This window comes from Aureimonas sp. AU20 (assembly GCF_001442755.1).
Classification (GTDB): domain Bacteria; phylum Pseudomonadota; class Alphaproteobacteria; order Rhizobiales; family Rhizobiaceae; genus Aureimonas.
Genome location: NZ_CP006369.1, coordinates 41,737 through 57,027, shown reverse-complemented (window position 1 = coordinate 57,027; position 15,291 = coordinate 41,737). Strand labels below are relative to the sequence as shown.

Below are 15,291 nucleotides of genomic sequence, written 5' to 3'. Positions count from 1 at the left end.
GGACTTAACATGCTTCGATCGACCCTTCTCGCCGTGTCCATGGCAGCCCTTGCCGCCTCCATGGTGCCCGCCAGCGCGCAGACCGCGCCCAAGCTCAAGATCGGAATGACGTTCCAGGAGCTGAACAATCCTTATTTCGTTTCCATGCAGGAGGCGTTGAAGGAGGCCGCCGCCAGCATCGGCGCCGATGTGGTCGTCACCGACGCCGGCCATGACGTCGCCAAGCAGATCTCCGACGTCGAGGACATGCTGCAGCAGAAGATCGACATTCTCCTGCTCAACCCGACCGACAGCGCCGGCATCGAGGCCGCCGTTCAGGCGGCGAAAGCGCAGAACGTCATCGTCGTGGCGGTGGACGCCAATGCCAACGGCCCGGTGGACACGTTCGTCGGCTCCAAGAACCGCGACGCCGGCTACATGTCCTGCAAGTATCTCGGCGAGTCGCTGAAGGGCCAGGGCGAGGTCGCCATTCTCGACGGCATTCCGGTGATCCCGATCCTGCAGCGCGTCGAGGGCTGCAAGGCCGCGCTCGGCGAGTTCTCCGGCATCAAGCTGGTGGACACGCAGAACGGCCGCCAGGACCGCTCGGTCGCGCTCGGCGTCGTCGAGAACATGATCCAATCGCACCCCAACCTCGCCGGCATCTTCTCGGTGAACGACGGCGGCGCCATGGGCGCGCTCGCCGCCATCCAAGGCTCGGGCCGCGACATCAAGCTGACCTCCGTGGACGGCGCGCCGGAAGCGGTGAAGGCGGTGGCCGACGGCACGCCCTTCATCGAGACCACCGCGCAGTTCCCGCGCGATCAGGTCCGCGTCGGCCTCGCGATGGCGCTGGCGCAGAAGTGGGGCGCGCGCGTGGTGCCCAAGGAAGTGCCGATCGACGTGCGCGTCGTGGACTCCAAGAACGCCGCCGACTTCAGCTGGTAAGCCGCCCCGCCTCCGCCGCTTACGGGCGGCGGGGGCTCCTCGGCACGATGGGAGCGAACATGCTGGAACTTCGGGGAATCAAGAAGAGCTTCGGCCGCATCGAGGTCCTGCATGGCATCGACCTGACGGTTCGCGCCGGCGAGGTCCATGCGCTGCTCGGCGAGAACGGCGCCGGCAAGTCGACCCTGATGAAGATCCTCTGCGGCATTCTGAAGCCCAACGAGGGCACGATCCGCATCGACGGCGAGCTGCGCCAGTTCGCCGACTACGATCAGGCGATCGAGGCCGGCATCGGCATCGTCTTCCAGGAATTCAGCCTGATCCCGCATATGAACGCGGTCGAGAACATGTTTCTGGCGCGGGAGATCCGTGGCCCTCTGCGGCTGCTCGACCGGCGCGCCATGCGAATGCGGGCGGGCGAGGTCATGGCCCGGCTCGGCGTCGAGGTGCCGCTGGGCGTGCCGGTGAACCGGCTCTCGGTCGCCCAGCAGCAATTCGTCGAGATCGCAAAGGCGCTTCTTCTCGACGCGCGTATCCTGGTGCTGGACGAGCCGACCGCGACGCTCACCCCGTCCGAGACCGAACATCTGTTCAAGGTCATGCGCGAGCTGCGCCGCCAGGGCGTCGCCGTGGTCTTCATCTCGCATCATCTGGAGGAAATCTTCGAGATCTGCGACCGGATCACCGTGTTGCGCGACGGGCAGTTCGTCGCCGAATGCGCCGTCAGCGAGATCGACAACGACCGGCTGGTGGAGATGATGGTCGGCCGCCGGCTGGAACAGAACTTTCCGCCAAAGCCCGCGCGAGACGCGGGCGCCCCGCTCATGCTGGCGGTGGAAGCGATTCAGCTGAAGAAGGGCGGCCCCGTCTCGCGCTTCCAGCTGCGGCGCGGCGAGATCCTGGGCTTTGCCGGCCTCGTCGGCTCGGGCCGCACCGAGACCGTGCTCGCCATGCTCGGCGCCCATTCGGCTGCGCGCTGCGAACTCGAGATCGACGGGCGAAAGGCGCGCCTGTCGGGGCCGGACGAGGCGCTGGCGCAGGGCATCGGCCTCCTGCCGGAAAGCCGGAAAGAACAGGGGCTCATCACCTCCTTCTCGATCCTGCAGAACATCTCGCTCAACAATTACGGCAAGTACCGCCGGAACCACTGGTTCATCGACCGCAAGCGCGAGGTGGCCGCGACCGAGGCCGCCATGGGTCAGGTGCGCGTCAAGGCGCAGGGGCCGCATGCGCGCGTCGACACGCTGTCGGGCGGCAACCAGCAGAAGGTGGTCATCGCCCGCTGGCTCAACCATCAGATGAAGGTTCTCATCTTCGACGAGCCGACGCGCGGCATCGATGTCGGCGCCAAGGCCGAGATCTACACGCTGATGCGCGCGTTTGCGGCGGAGGGGCATGGGATCATCATGATCTCCTCCGAACTGCCGGAGGTCATAGGGATGAGCGACCGCGTCTGCGTCTTCCGCTCCGGCGCCATCGTCGCCACCGTCGAGGGCGAAGCGATCAATGCCGAACAGATCATGACCTTTGCTACGACCGGGAGGGTCGAACATGTCGATTGAAGCACAGGCGACCAGCCGCGACTGGCGCGCCAATTTCGGGTCCTTTCTCCATTCGCCGCTCGTCCTGCCGCTGGCGGGCCTCGTGGTCGTCTCCTGCCTGATGGGGCTGGCGAGCGACAATTTCTTTAGTGTCAGCAATCTCTTCAACGTGCTGCGGCAGGTCTCGATCGTGGCGGTTCTCGCCGTCGGCATGACCTTCGTGATCCTGACCGGGGGCATCGACCTTTCGGTCGGCGCGGTGATGGCGCTGGTCGGCACGGTGTCGGCGGGACTCATCGTCAATTCGGGCCTGCCCGCCGCAGCCGCGCTGCCGCTCGGCCTCGCGCTGGGTCTCGGCATCGGCCTTGCCAACGGCTTCCTCGTCGCCTGGGGCCGCATGCCGGCGATCATCGTGACGCTGGCGACCATGGGCATGGCGCGCGGCCTCGCGCTCATCTACTCCGGCGGCTATCCCGTTTCGGGCATTCCAAGCTGGATTTCCTGGTTCGGCATCGGCCGGGTCGGCATCGTGCCGGTGCCCGTCATCATCATGGTGGTGATCTATGCGATCGCCTTCGTTCTCCTGCAGCGCACCGGTTTCGGGCGGCATGTCTATGCGCTGGGCGGCAACGAGCTGGCGGCGCAGCTTTCGGGCGTCAAGACGCGGCGGGTGAAGCTCACGGTCTATGCCATATCCGGCCTCACCTCCTCGCTCGCGGCGGTGATCCTGACCGGGCGCCTGATGAGCGGCCAGCCCAATGCCGGCATCGGCTTCGAGCTCGACGCCATCGCCGCCGTGGTGCTGGGCGGCACGGCGATCTCGGGCGGGCGCGGCCTGATCCTCGGCACGCTGATCGGCGCGGTGCTGCTCGGCATCCTCAACAACGGCCTGAACCTCATGGGCATCAACCCGTATCTGCAGGACGTCATCAAGGGCGGCATCATCCTCTTGGCCATCTATATCGGTCGCGAATGGCGCTGACCGGCCCTCCCGAACCCCCAACACGCATCAGCAGGAGAGAAAGAATGTCGGAACAGCTTAGCGGCAAAGTCGCCGTCATCACCGGGGCCGCCTCGGGGATCGGCCTCGCCACCACCAGGGCGCTACTTGGCGAGGGCGCGACGGTCGTGATGGTGGACTGGAACGAGACGGCGCTGAACGATCTGGTGGCCGAACTCGGCGAGCGGGCCGTCGCGCAGGTCACCAACCTTCTCGACGCGGAAAGCTGCACCGCCATGGTGCCGGAGATCCTCCAGAAGGTCGATCACATCGACATTCTCTACTGCAATGCCGGCACCTATATCGGCGGCGACCTGACGGAGACGACGCCCGAGGCCATCGACAAGATGCTGAACCTCAACGTCAACGCCGTGATCAAGAACGTCCACGCCGTCGTGCCGCATATGACGGAGCGCAAGACCGGCGACATCATCGTCACCTGCTCCATCGCCGGCCATTATCCCACCTATTGGGAGCCGGTCTACGCCTCGTCGAAATGGGCCGTCACCTGCTTCGTGCAGACCATGCGCCGGCAGATGATCCCGCACGGCGTGCGCGTCGGCCAGGTCTCGCCCGGCCCCGTCGTCTCGGCCCTCCTCGCCGACTGGCCGGAGGAGAACCTGCGCAAGGCCAAGGAGTCGGGCAGCCTGATCGACCCGAGCGAAGTGGCGGACGCCATCGTCTATATGCTGACGCGCAAGCGCACCGTGACGATCCGCGACATGATCGTCTTGCCGACCAATTTCGACCGCGTCTAAGACAAGGCGAGAATGTCGCGGGGAGCGAGGGCCGGCATGACGAGATATTGGATGGGCGTGGATGTCGGCACCGGCTCGGCGCGGGCGGGCGTGTTCGGGGCCGAGGGGCAGCTTCTGTCGCTCGCCCGGGCGCCGCTCGACATGCACCGCGAAGGCGGCACAATCGCCGAACAGTCGAGCGCGCAGGTCTGGCGCGCCGTCTGCGAGGCGGCGCGCGAGGCCGTTCGGCAGGCGGGCGTGGACCCCGTCGAGATCGCCGGGCTCGGCTTCGACGCGACCTGCTCGCTCGTCGTGCTGGGGCCGGACGGCGAGGGCCTGCCGGTCGGCGACCCCTCCCATCCCGAGCGCGACATCGTGGTCTGGATGGACCACCGCGCGACGGAGCAGGCCGAGCGGATCAACGCGGCGGGCCATCCGGTCCTGCGCTATGTCGGCGGCCGCATCTCGCCCGAGATGCAGACGCCCAAGCTCCTTTGGCTGAGCGAGAACCGGCCGGAGGTCTATAAGCAAGCCGCCGACTTCTTCGACCTCACCGACTTTCTCACCTTCAAGGCCACCGGCGCGCGGGATCGCTCGGCCTGCACCGTCACCTGCAAATGGACCTATCTCGCCCGCGAGGGCGGCTGGGACGAGAGCTATTTCCGCCAGATCGGGCTTGGCGATCTCGCCGACCAGGGCTTCCAGCGCATCGGCCGCCGTGTGGTAGAGCCCGGCACGGCGCTGGGCGAGGGGCTGACGGAGGAGGCCGCGCGCGATCTCGGCCTTTCGCCCGGCACGCCGGTCGCCGCCGGGCTGATCGACGCCCATGCCGGGGGTCTCGGCACGGTCGGGGCCAGCGGCGGCACGGGCGATCCGACGACGTGTCTGGGCTATGTCTTCGGCACCTCTTCCTGCACCATGACGACGACGCGCGAGCCCCGCTTCGTGCCAGGCGTCTGGGGGCCCTACTTTTCCGCCATGGTGCCGGGCTTCTGGCTGAACGAGGGCGGCCAGTCCGCCGCCGGCGCGGCGATCGACCAGCTGCTCCTGCTCCACCCCGCGCATGGCGAGCTCGAAGCGCGCGCCGGCAGTGCCGGCAAGGCGCTGCCGCAATGGCTGGCGGAACAGGCGCTGGCGCGCTCCGGTTCGGCCAGCGAGGCCGTGCATCTGGCGGCGGGGCTGCATGTCGTGCCGGAGTTCCTGGGCAATCGCGCGCCCTTCGCCGATCCGCACGCGCGCGCCGTGGTGGCAGGTCTCGGCATGGACAATGGCGAGGCTTCGCTGGTTCAGCTCTACGTCGCCGGCCTCTGCTCGCTCGGCTACGGCTTGCGCCAGATCATCGAGACGCAGGCCGCGCACGGCGCCTCGGTCGAGACGATCAGCGTCAGCGGCGGCGCGGGCGTCCACCCCCTCACCCGCCAGCTTCTGGCCGACGCCACGGGCCGCGTGGTGGAGGTGACGGAATGCCCCGAGCCGGTGCTGCTGGGCGCGGCCATGCTGGGCGCAGTGGCGGCAGGCGAGCATCCCGACCTCGCGAGCGCTATGCCCGCCCTGTCGCGCGTCGCCACGCGCTGCGAGCCGAACCCGGCGACGCACGCGCTGCACGAGCGTCGCCACGCCGCCTTCCTGGCGCTCCAGCGCACCGCCCGCGAGATCCGCGCGGCGGAGGATGCCGCCTCGGTGCACTGAGGCGCCCGCCCCCTTTCCTCCCCGGCGCCCGCCTCGGCGGCGCGCCGGCCCCTCCCCTTTCGAAAGGTCCACCATGCAGTTTTCCGGCAAGAGCGTCATCATCACGGGAGCGGGCAAGGGGATCGGCCGCGCCTGCGCGCAGCTCATGGCCGCGCGGGGGGCGGAGGTCGTAGCGCTCAGCCGCACGCAGGCCGATCTCGACAGCCTGAGGGCGGAGACCGGGGCACGCACGATCCAGGTGGATCTCGCCGACCCCGCCGCCACCCGGGCCGCGATGCGCGAGGCGGGAACCGCCGACCATCTCATCAACAGCGCCGGCATCAACGTTCTGGAAAGCGTCCTCGACATGAGCGATGCCGGGTTCGACGCCGTGATCGGCATCAACCTTCGCGCCGCGCTCATCGCCTGCCAGGAGTTCGCCCGGGCGCGCATCGCGGCGGGCGGCGGCGGCGCCATCGTCAACATCACCTCGATCGCCGGCCATCGCGGCTTTCAGGACCATCTCGCCTATGCCGCCTCCAAGGCGGGGCTGGAGGGCGCGACGCGCGTCCTCGCCAAGGAGCTCGGCCCCCACCGCATCCGCGTCAACGCCGTGGCGCCGACGATCACGCTGACCGAACTGGCGGTCGCCGCCTGGAGCGACCCGGTCAAGAGCGCGCCCATGATGGTGCGCCATCCCATGAACCGCTTCGCCGAGGCCGAGGAGGTGGCGAGCGCCATCGCCATGCTCCTATCGGACGACGGTCTCATGGTGTCGGGCGCGGTTCTACCGGTGGACGGCGGCTTCCTCGCCGTCTGACGCGTTCGCGAGCGGCGAAGCCGGTTCACATTTGCGGCACCTTCCTCTTATACTTTCGGAGGAAAGGATGGGCTCATGCGCAGAATCGGATCGCTGTCTTGCGCCTTGGTCTGGCTTGCGCTGGCGAGCTCCGCCCATGCGGCGGAGGGCGCGGGCGAGGCGGCCAACGCGCCGGGCTGGATCGCGACGCTCGGCTTCAGCGCGGAGGTCGCGACCGGCGGCGACAATTCGATCCTGCCGTCCACGATCGAGCTGCGCCGGGCCGACGAGCCCGAAGGGTTCGGCGCGCCGGACGACGCTTTCGGTTGGGCGCTTCTGGACTGGAACGGCCTCTCGCTCGGCCCGGCGGGGGACGTGCGCCGCGTGTCGAACCGGCTGGCGGCCGATGCCGGCGCCTTTGCGGAATATTGGCCGGTCGAGGGTCGCGTGCGGCTGCGCGCCGAGGCGCTGGACAATGTGGGCTCCGGCCAGGGCGCGCATCTCACGCTCGGCAGCGACCTCGTCCTGCCGGCCTTTTCCGGCTCGACCTTCTCGGTCGGCCCGCGCCTGACGCTCGGCACGGAAGACTTCTTCAAGACCGGCGTCGACGCGCGCGACGCCGTGCCCGCCTCGCGCCGCTTCTATGCCGGCGCCACGACGGCGCTGAAGGTGCCGCTCACGCCCGGCGTTTCCACCACCATCTACGACGAGATCCAGACCCCGCTCGCCGGCAACGGCAGGCGCGACGGCCACGCCGAGAACACGCTCGGCGCCGAGGTGGACTTCTCGTTCAAGGTTCCTTGACCCGAAGCCTCGACTGGATCGAGCCGGCGGAGCATTGCGGGCCTTAGGCCAGCACGGCCTTCGTCACCGTGATCCCCTGCTTCTTGATGCGGTGCCAGAGGCTGCGTTCGCTGATGCCGAGAAGGCGCGCCGCTTCCACCTGCACGCCGTTGGTCTCCTTGAGCGCGGCGAGGATGCGCGCGCGCTCGAACCCGTCCAGCGCCGCGTCGAGATCCATGGGAAAGCTGTCGAAGCCTTCGCGCGCGGCGGCCGGGCGCTGCTCGACATAGGGCGGCAGGTCGCCCGCCCCGATCGTGGAGCCACGCGAGGAAAGGAGCGAGCGCTCCACGCAGTTCTGCAATTCGCGAATGTTGCCCGGCCAGTCGTAGCGCATGAGCAGTGCCTCCGCCTCCGGGCTGAAGCTCACCGCGCGCCGGCCGACCTGCGGCCCGATCTCCTCGGCGAAGCGGCGCAGCAGCAGCGGAATGTCCTCCCGGCGCTCGCGCAGCGGCGGCAGTGCGATCGGGAAGACAGCGAGGCGATAGAACAGGTCTTCGCGGAACGTGCCCTCGGCAACCATGGCGCCGAGGTTCCGGTTGGTGGCGGCCACGATGCGCACGTCGACATGGCGCGTGTGCGAACTGCCGACCGGCTCGAACTGGCGCTCCTGCAAGACGCGAAGGATTTTGGCCTGAAGCGCCAGCGGCATGTCGCCGATCTCGTCCAGAAACAGCGTGCCGCCGTCGGCCTGCGCGAAGCGGCCGACCCGGTTGGCGCTGGCGCCCGTGAAGGCGCCCTTCACATGGCCGAAGAACTCGCTTTCCAGAAGCTGCTCGGGGATGGCGGCGGCGTTGACGGCGACGAAGGGCTTGCCCCGGCGCGGGCCGTTGAAGTGGATGGCGCGCGCCACGACCTCCTTGCCCGTGCCGCTTTCGCCCGTGACGAGAACCGTGGTGCGCGAAGGCGCGACCTCGGCGATGGCCTTGGTCACGTCCTGCATGGCGGGCGAGATGCCGACGAGGCCCTCGACGCGGTAGCGCCCTTCCAGCTCGCGGCGCAGCCGGTCGTTGTCGCGCAGCGCGTCGTGCAGGCGCAGCGCGTTGGCCACCGTCGCCTCCAGCTCCTCCACTTCGATCGGCTTGCCGATATAGTCGAAGGCGCCGTCCTTGATCATCTGCACGGCGTCGCGAACCGTGGTGAAGGCGGTCATCACCACGACGGGCAGGATGGGGTGCGTGCGGCGGATTTCGACCAGAAGATCGTGCCCGCTCATGCCGGGCATGCGCAGGTCGGTCAGCACGAGATCGACGGGCTGGGCGCCGAGCTGCGCGAGGGCGGCGGGCGCGCCCACGGCCTGGAGAACCTCGTAGCCAAGATTTTCCAGCATGCCGCCCAGGACGTCCAGCAGTCTTTCCTCGTCGTCGACGATCAGGATCGTGTGCGTCATCGGTCCAGTTCTTGCGCTGCGGGGGCGGCCATTGCGGGGGCGGCGACGGGAAGCGTCAGCTCGAAGACCGCGCCTCCCTGCGGAGCGTTCCGGGCCTCGATCCACCCGCCATGACCTTCCACGATCGCAAAGACAGTCGCAAGGCCGAGGCCCGTGCCCTGGGCCTTGGTGGTGACGAAGGGATCGAAGACGCGCTCCAGAAGCTCGGGCGGAATGCCCGGCCCGGTATCAGTGAGGCGGATCGGCAGGTTGGCGCCCGCCACGGGGCCGATCTCGATGCGAAGGCGTTTGGGCTTGGCGGAGGTGCCGTCGGCAGCTTCGGACCCCTCCTCCATCGCCGCCAGCGCGTTGAGCACGAGGTTCAGGAAGGCCTGCGCCATCTGGTCGAGATCCACCGTCACCAGCGCGCCGCGCGAGCGGTCTTGAATGTCGAGCGCGACGCCGCGCCGCTCGATCTCCTCGCGGCAGAAGCCGAGCGCGCGCTCCACCAGCTCGCTCGCGGTCAGCGTGCTGGTGCGCTGGGCGGGGCGGGCGAAGACGAGGAAATCGCGGATCAGCTGGTCGATGCGGCGCACCTCTTCCGCGACATAGCCGAGGCGCCGCCGGTCGGCTTCGGCGAGTTCCGTGCGCCGCTGCACGAGCTCGGCCGTGGTCTTGATGATGCCGAGCGGGTTGCGCACCTCGTGCGCGAAGCCGGCCGCAACTTCGCCCAAGGTCGCGAAGCGCTCCTTGCGGCGCAGGCGCGCCTGAAGCTGGCGATAGTCCTGGAGTTGCAGAGACATGGCGTTGAACGATGCGACGAGCCGGTCCAGCTCGTCGTTTCCCTGAACCGGGATCTGCTGCGAGAAGTCGCCCGCCGCCACGGCCCCGACGCCCTCCGCCAGCCGGGCGACGCGCTGCGTGACGAAGCCGGACAGCGCGATGCCGACCACGACGGCCAAGCCCATGCCGGTGGCGAAGATGACCCAGAGCAGCGCATTGGTGCCGGCGATCGGCACGCCGCCGAGATCGACCTCCAGCGAGCAGGCGACGACGCCCACCAGCCGGTCACCGTCCCGCACCGGGATCAGGATGCCGATCGAGGAGCCTTCAGTGCTGCCCGTGCGGTCGATATAGCTGCCGCGCGGCAGGCCGACCAGCGCCGCCAGCGTGTCGGCGTCCGGCGCCGGCACGACATTGGACGAAGAGGAATAGACCGGCCGGAACTTGCCGTCGATCGGGTAGTAGAGGGTGAGGTCGAGCGAGCCGATCGTGCCGATGTCCTTGATGAAGGAATCATCGAGAAAGGCGCCGGCGAAGACCTCCACCGGCCCGGTCGGCGTTTCCACCTGGCGCTCGTGCCCGGTCATGATCACCGTGCGCCCGCCGCCGCGAAAGAGATAGACGTCGTTCCCGCCCTCGAAGGGCAGGCGCTTCAGCTGCTCGAAGGGCAGGTTGGAGTAAAGCAGCCGGCCGTTCGTCTCGCGCAGGGTCAGGAGGTCGAAGCCGAGCGCGTTGAGAAAGGGCTGCTCGTTGCCGACCGAGTTGCCGGCCCGCGTCTTGGCCGCCATCTTCTCAATGCGATGGCGCGTTTCGGGCGTGTTGAGCGCCGGCGCGATGTCCTCGCCGCCGCGCTTCACGCTGGCGAGGAAGAAGCGGCCGATCTGGAACAGCCAGGTCTCGACATTCTCCGTGTAGGTCGCCGACACGACGGAGGCGGCGATCTGCGAGGTGATGAGCATAGGCAGGACGCTGACGGCCACCAGCGCCGCCACCAGCTTCCACCGGATCGAGTCGCGCCAGAGCCGCCGGACCTTGTCTGCCCTCACGCCTCCTCGTTCCCCATCAGGGCGAGGCCAGAGAGGATTAGGGCGATGCCGGCGAGGCGCCAGCCGTCCAGCGTCTCGCCGAACACGAGAACCGAAGCGGCGATGATGGCGACCGTCACCAGCGAGCTCATGGGAAAGCCGCGCGACAGCGGCATCCGGTCGAGGATGGTCATCCAGGCGAGGAACGCGCCGATATAGCCGCAGGCCGCCGCCAGCACCCAGGGCTCATGCAGCGCCGCCGCCAGCCAGGGGCGACCGAAGGCGACGCCCGACAGGCCCTCGCCCGCTTCCTTCAGCGCCACCTGCGCCAGGGTCTCGAACAGGATCAGCGCGCCCCAGGCCAAAAACTGACGCAGGAGCCGGGACGGCCGCGCCTCGCTAGCCGCATGGGGCGTCGCGCTCACGCGCCCTTCCCCGCGAACGTCGCCCCGCGATGATGGGCTTCCTGATGATCGGCCTCCTCGCGGTCGGCCTCCACCAGATCGGCGATCGCAGGGTCGAACCGGTCGAGCCGCACGACGCGCGCCACCTGGAGCAGGATCGCGTTCACCAGCTTGTTGCGATGGCGGAAATACTGGCCGTTGGGCGACAGGCGGCATCCCAGCCGAAGCTTCGGCCCGTAGAAGGCCTGTCCGCTCTGGTAGACCGGCACGCCGTTCTCGATGCACCAAGCGACGTTCACCATCCAGCTGTTGAAGTAGAAATTCAGGGTCCGCGCCACGGCGTAGTCCATGCCGATATACTTGTCGATCAGGCGCTCGGGGGTTTCGATCACGAAATTGAAGCCGAACAGCCGCTCCTCGTGGAAATAGAGCACCATCGCGGCCTGCGGCGCCAGATGGCGGAGCATGGCGGGAAAATAGTCGCGCGGCAGATGCTCGAACTGAAGCTCGCTGTTGTCCACGGTCTGGCAGTAGAGCGCGTAGACCTCGTCGGCGAAATCGTCGATGTTGCGGCGGCGCTCGACGCGCACCCCGGCAAAGGCCTTGCGCTTGCGCCGAAGGTCGCGGCGCATGTTGCGCCCGAGCGTTGCGAGATAATCGTCCACCGAGCGGAAGGGCAGATCGAGGCTGGCGGTCGGCAGGCCCGGCAGAAGCGCGAAGCCCGAGCGCGCGGCGATCGGCGCCCATAAGGCCTCGTCGCGCTCCGCCGCGTCCTTCACCGCGAAGAGACCATAGCCGCGCCGGGCGGCCTCGCCCCGCGCCGCATCCACCAGCTGGCCGAGCAGGGCCTCGCGCCCGCCGACCGGCACACGCTGCGAAAAGCCGACATGACAGACTTCCGCGACCGGCGAGCCGAGCGCGAAGAGGTTCAGCTCCATCAGAAAGGGCACCAGCCGGTGCAGCCGGTCCGTGAAGCGGCGCAGGCCCCCCTGCAGGGTCGTGTCCACGCGGTAGCGCGTGCCGAAGCCCGGCACGATGGCGAGCACGCCGGCAGCGTCGCGCAGCACGGCGTAGAACCAGGTGAAGCCCGGCGGCCCCGCCGCCTCGCAGGCGCGATAGAAATCGAAATTCTCGGGCTCGCGTCCGAAGCAGCCCTCCCACGCCTCCCGGCCGATCTCCTCGACGCTGGCGTGCAGCGTGAAGCTCGCGCTCACAGGAACACCCCGGCTTCGGCCTGCGGCAGGGCGGTCGGCGCGCCCAGGCGGCGCATGAAGTTCACCGAAACGTCGGCGACCGTGTCGCGCTCCTGGTCCACGGTGATCATGTGATAGCTGTCGTAGAGAAGCTGCAGCTCCACCGGGCCGCCGAGATGGCGGGCGATATAGCCGGCGTTGCGCGGGCTGCTGACATCGTCCTCGCTCGCCTGCACCACGAGTGCGGGCGTCTTGATGCCCGGCAGGCGCTTCTTCACCACGCGGATCAGCTTCATGATCTCGTGGATGCTGCGCCCGGGCGTGTCGAGAAGGCCGGCTTCGGCGCTGTTCCCCTTGCGCATGGCCGCGACGATCTTGGCGCGCAGCCGCTCGTCCTTCAGCCCATAAGGGTAGCTCTCGCGAAAGCGCGCGAACCGGCCAAGACCGAGCGCCATGACGGAGGGCAGGAGAACGCGCGTGCGCGGAATGCTCCAGCCGTCGTAGAAGAGCGTCGGCGAGTAAAGCAGCGTGCCGGAGATGCGCTCGCCGAGCTCCGACGCCACCATGAGCGAGAGCAGCGCGCCCATGGACAGGCCGCCGACGAAGACCCGCTCGTAGCGCTGGCTGAGGCGCTCCGCCGCCTCCACCGCCGCGCGCAGCCAGTCCGTCCAGCGCGTGGCGACGAGATCGGCCTCCGTGCCGCAATGGCCGGGCAGGCGCAGCCCGTGAACGGCGAAGCCTGCCTGCGAAATGCGCCGGCCGACCAGCTTCATCTCGGCGGGCGTGCCGCCGAGGCCGTGGATCAGCAGCACCGCCGCGTCGCCGCCGGGAAAAGCGAAGCCCTCGTCGGGAGACAGGCCGTTGTGAAAGGAAGCGTTCATGCGCTGACTCCGACAAGCGCCGCGCCGGCGGCGATGAGTAGGGTGGACATCCAGCGGCGCGGCGGCACCGCCTCGCCCAGGAAGAGCCGGCTCGCCAGGACGACGCCGACATAGGAAAGGGTGGCGATCGGGAAGGCGACCGAGAGATCCATGTGCGACAGGACGAAGAGCCAGGCGACGAACTCGACGGCATAGAGGCCGACGCCGGCCGCGATCTGCGGCGAGCCGAGAACGCGGCGCACGAGGCCAACCTTTTCGTGCTGCGCCGTGTCGGTCTCGTCCGATCCGTCGAGCCCGGTCTTGAAGAGAATCTGGCCGCCGACATCGAGGATCACGGTCAACCCCAGCACCAGGGGCGCGGCGAGTCCGCTCATGCGAAAGCCTCCAACGCTTCCACGAGACGTCGGTTGGCCTCGCCGTTGCAGGCCAGCGCGACGTCCGGCCCACCGGGCGGCCCGCCGCGCGGCTGGTCCATCCACGCCTCGGTGAGCTTCATGGGATGGCGATGGCGGGCGGGGGCATGGTCGCCGCAGATGTCGGCGCCGACGATTTCGCGCGCCTGCCCGATCATACCGATCGCCTCGATCACGCGCGCCAGCGGCATCTGGCCCTGGTCCCAATTGGTGACGGCCTCGCTCGGGGCCAGAACGTCCTTGTCCACGGTGATCCAGACCCGGCCGGGCGGCAGCGAGGCGATCAGCTCGTCCATGAAGCAGGTGAAATTCTCGGCCTCGACATTGCGCCAGTGGATCTCGCCGGACCGGACGCGATGGCCCGGCCCGTCGGACACGCTCTTGCGCGTCGGCGTCGGCGCGCGGCGCCAGGCGAAGACCTGATGCCGGCCGTCCGACAGCGCCTCGAGATTGGCGCCCTTGCGGTCGGGCCGGTGGAGATCGTCGGCGCAGGGGCCGATGGTCACGACGCGCTGCACATGATCCTGCGCCAAGGCCATGTTCACCCAGCCGCCGCAATGGCGGGCGGGAAAGCAGCGGCACCAGTCGGGGTGATTGTCGAAATGCACGACGCTGAGCGGACCCGGCGCGCGGGCGATCAGTGCCGCCGAGACATGGTGATAGTCGCCCGAGCCGAACAGCGTGAGAAAGGGCGCGGGGCCGCCGCGTTCGCTTGTCGCCAGCGCCGCTTCCAGCCGCCGCCAGTCGCGGCCCGAGGACCAGAGCCGGAGCGGGTTGCCCAAGGCCTTGAGATCGATCCGCTCGGCCCGCCCGTCGCGCAGGCGCTCGGCCAGCGGCGCCTGATCCGGCAGGCTGCCGTCGAGATCGAGAAGGCGCATGGGCGCGCGGCGCATCACGCGGCCTCCGTCGCCCGCCTTTCCAGCGGCGGCAGGAGATCGACAATCTGGGCAAGCTGCGCCGTCAGCTCGTCGAAGCTGGTGAAGGCGACATGCCGGCGGCCGAGATCCTCGCAATGGGAGGCGAGCGCGCCCTTGGCGAGCACCAGCTCGACCGCGCCGCTGCCGCAGAAATCCGAGCGCCCGTCGCCGATCAGGATGCGCCGGCTGGTCGCCTGATGGCCAGCGACGGCGCATTTGCAGGTGCCGGCGCCGCTGGCGCAGCCCGCTTCCGCGTGGGGATGCTCCAGACGATAGGAGCGCTCGCCGGTCGCCACGAGGCGGTTGGCCAGAACCGGCAGGCCGCGCACGCCATGGCGGGCGAGGACGCGGCGGATGGCGTAGTCGATCCCGTCGCTGACGACGCTGACCCGCGCGCCGAGCTTGAGCGCGGCGCCGAGAAAGGCGGGGAAACCGGGATCGATCTCGACTTCTTCCAGAACCGCGTCGAGTTCTTCGGCCGAGGCGTCGATCAGCGCCACCTGGCGCGCCATGCACTCGCGCGAGCCGATCTCGCCGCGCTCCCACGACGCTTCCACCGCTTCCCAGCCGGGGACGGCCAGCCGTTCGAGAAGAAGATCGGTCACGTCGGAGCGCGAGATCGTGCCGTCGAAGTCGCACAAGATGTCGAAACCCATGAATGTCGTCCTTGCCACGGGCCGGAGGCGCCGCCTTTCACCCTTCCTTGGCAAAGCCCGTGCCAAGTGAGGGAAAGGCCGGGCGCGAAGGGCGCGCGCGGCGGACGGCCGAAATCGGCCCGCGAGCCGCCCTCCAAA

Annotated in this window: 15 protein-coding genes; 7 read left to right on the top strand and 8 right to left on the bottom strand. The window is 68.9% G+C overall.

What is annotated here, in order from left to right; translation table 11 throughout:
- The first annotated feature begins 39 nt into the window (after positions 1 to 39).
- The 7 genes from M673_RS19320 to M673_RS19290 all read left to right on the top strand — a co-directional run bounded on the left by M673_RS19320 (position 40) and on the right by M673_RS19290 (position 7,476).
- On the top strand, positions 40 to 927 hold the full coding sequence (locus M673_RS19320; RefSeq protein WP_374700964.1) for an ABC transporter substrate-binding protein: 888 nt from the start codon (positions 40 to 42) through the stop codon (positions 925 to 927).
- Between the two features lie 59 nt (positions 928 to 986).
- Positions 987 to 2,489, top strand: coding sequence for a sugar ABC transporter ATP-binding protein (locus M673_RS19315; protein ID WP_061978359.1), 1,503 nt, complete (start codon positions 987 to 989; stop codon positions 2,487 to 2,489).
- Complete coding sequence (locus tag M673_RS19310) at positions 2,479 to 3,450, top strand: ABC transporter permease (RefSeq protein ID WP_061978358.1); 972 nt, start codon at positions 2,479 to 2,481, stop codon at positions 3,448 to 3,450. Before M673_RS19315 ends, M673_RS19310 begins: the two co-directional genes overlap by 11 nt.
- 44 nt (positions 3,451 to 3,494) lie before the next feature.
- On the top strand, positions 3,495 to 4,226 hold the full coding sequence (locus M673_RS19305; RefSeq protein WP_061978357.1) for an SDR family oxidoreductase: 732 nt from the start codon (positions 3,495 to 3,497) through the stop codon (positions 4,224 to 4,226).
- A gap of 36 nt (positions 4,227 to 4,262) precedes the next feature.
- Complete coding sequence (locus tag M673_RS19300; RefSeq protein ID WP_061978356.1) at positions 4,263 to 5,894, top strand: FGGY-family carbohydrate kinase; 1,632 nt, start codon at positions 4,263 to 4,265, stop codon at positions 5,892 to 5,894.
- A gap of 73 nt (positions 5,895 to 5,967) precedes the next feature.
- The gene (locus tag M673_RS19295; protein ID WP_061978355.1) at positions 5,968 to 6,693 is read left to right on the top strand and encodes an SDR family oxidoreductase; all 726 of its coding nucleotides are present in this window, start codon (positions 5,968 to 5,970) and stop codon (positions 6,691 to 6,693) included.
- Between the two features lie 75 nt (positions 6,694 to 6,768).
- On the top strand, positions 6,769 to 7,476 hold the full coding sequence (locus M673_RS19290) for a hypothetical protein (RefSeq protein WP_061978354.1): 708 nt from the start codon (positions 6,769 to 6,771) through the stop codon (positions 7,474 to 7,476).
- A gap of 43 nt (positions 7,477 to 7,519) precedes the next feature.
- Here the strand turns inward: M673_RS19290 and M673_RS19285 are convergent, their stop codons facing one another.
- Genes M673_RS19285 through M673_RS19250 form a run of 8 tightly spaced genes read right to left on the bottom strand, consistent with a single transcriptional unit; the run spans position 7,520 to position 15,153 of the window.
- Positions 7,520 to 8,902, bottom strand: coding sequence for a sigma-54-dependent transcriptional regulator (locus tag M673_RS19285; protein WP_061978353.1), 1,383 nt, complete (start codon positions 8,900 to 8,902; stop codon positions 7,520 to 7,522).
- Entirely contained in the window at positions 8,899 to 10,710 is a 1,812-nt protein-coding gene (locus M673_RS19280) for a sensor histidine kinase (RefSeq protein ID WP_061978352.1), read from the bottom strand. The genes M673_RS19285 and M673_RS19280 overlap by 4 nt, the downstream gene beginning before the upstream one ends.
- Entirely contained in the window at positions 10,707 to 11,114 is a 408-nt protein-coding gene (locus M673_RS19275) for a DMT family transporter (protein WP_061978351.1), read from the bottom strand. Before M673_RS19275 ends, M673_RS19280 begins: the two co-directional genes overlap by 4 nt.
- Entirely contained in the window at positions 11,111 to 12,307 is a 1,197-nt protein-coding gene (locus M673_RS19270; protein WP_061978350.1) for a GNAT family N-acetyltransferase, read from the bottom strand. Before M673_RS19270 ends, M673_RS19275 begins: the two co-directional genes overlap by 4 nt.
- Complete coding sequence (locus M673_RS19265) at positions 12,304 to 13,167, bottom strand: alpha/beta hydrolase (RefSeq protein ID WP_061978349.1); 864 nt, start codon at positions 13,165 to 13,167, stop codon at positions 12,304 to 12,306. The genes M673_RS19270 and M673_RS19265 overlap by 4 nt, the downstream gene beginning before the upstream one ends.
- The gene (locus M673_RS19260) at positions 13,164 to 13,541 is read right to left on the bottom strand and encodes an EamA family transporter (protein WP_061978348.1); all 378 of its coding nucleotides are present in this window, start codon (positions 13,539 to 13,541) and stop codon (positions 13,164 to 13,166) included. The genes M673_RS19265 and M673_RS19260 overlap by 4 nt, the downstream gene beginning before the upstream one ends.
- On the bottom strand, positions 13,538 to 14,473 hold the full coding sequence (locus tag M673_RS19255) for a hypothetical protein (protein WP_061978347.1): 936 nt from the start codon (positions 14,471 to 14,473) through the stop codon (positions 13,538 to 13,540). The genes M673_RS19260 and M673_RS19255 overlap by 4 nt, the downstream gene beginning before the upstream one ends.
- Positions 14,473 to 15,153, bottom strand: a complete 681-nt coding sequence (locus tag M673_RS19250) for an MtnX-like HAD-IB family phosphatase (RefSeq protein ID WP_061978346.1) — start codon at positions 15,151 to 15,153, stop codon at positions 14,473 to 14,475. The genes M673_RS19255 and M673_RS19250 overlap by 1 nt, the downstream gene beginning before the upstream one ends.
- Between the last annotated feature and the right edge of the window lie 138 nt (positions 15,154 to 15,291).

Bases quoted from the DNA above. Each gene is read 5' to 3' on its own strand.
- M673_RS19320 (WP_374700964.1), top strand. From the start codon at position 40: ATGGCAGCCCTTGCCGCCTCCATGGTGCCCGCCAGCGCGCAGACCGCG.
- M673_RS19315 (WP_061978359.1), top strand. From the start codon at position 987: ATGCTGGAACTTCGGGGAATCAAGAAGAGCTTCGGCCGCATCGAGGTC.
- M673_RS19310 (WP_061978358.1), top strand. From the start codon at position 2,479: ATGTCGATTGAAGCACAGGCGACCAGCCGCGACTGGCGCGCCAATTTC.
- M673_RS19305 (WP_061978357.1), top strand. From the start codon at position 3,495: ATGTCGGAACAGCTTAGCGGCAAAGTCGCCGTCATCACCGGGGCCGCC.
- M673_RS19300 (WP_061978356.1), top strand. From the start codon at position 4,263: ATGACGAGATATTGGATGGGCGTGGATGTCGGCACCGGCTCGGCGCGG.
- M673_RS19295 (WP_061978355.1), top strand. From the start codon at position 5,968: ATGCAGTTTTCCGGCAAGAGCGTCATCATCACGGGAGCGGGCAAGGGG.
- M673_RS19290 (WP_061978354.1), top strand. From the start codon at position 6,769: ATGCGCAGAATCGGATCGCTGTCTTGCGCCTTGGTCTGGCTTGCGCTG.
- M673_RS19285 (WP_061978353.1), bottom strand. From the start codon at position 8,902: ATGACGCACACGATCCTGATCGTCGACGACGAGGAAAGACTGCTGGAC.
- M673_RS19265 (WP_061978349.1), bottom strand. From the start codon at position 13,167: ATGAACGCTTCCTTTCACAACGGCCTGTCTCCCGACGAGGGCTTCGCT.
- M673_RS19260 (WP_061978348.1), bottom strand. From the start codon at position 13,541: ATGAGCGGACTCGCCGCGCCCCTGGTGCTGGGGTTGACCGTGATCCTC.
- M673_RS19255 (WP_061978347.1), bottom strand. From the start codon at position 14,473: ATGCGCCGCGCGCCCATGCGCCTTCTCGATCTCGACGGCAGCCTGCCG.
- M673_RS19250 (WP_061978346.1), bottom strand. From the start codon at position 15,153: ATGGGTTTCGACATCTTGTGCGACTTCGACGGCACGATCTCGCGCTCC.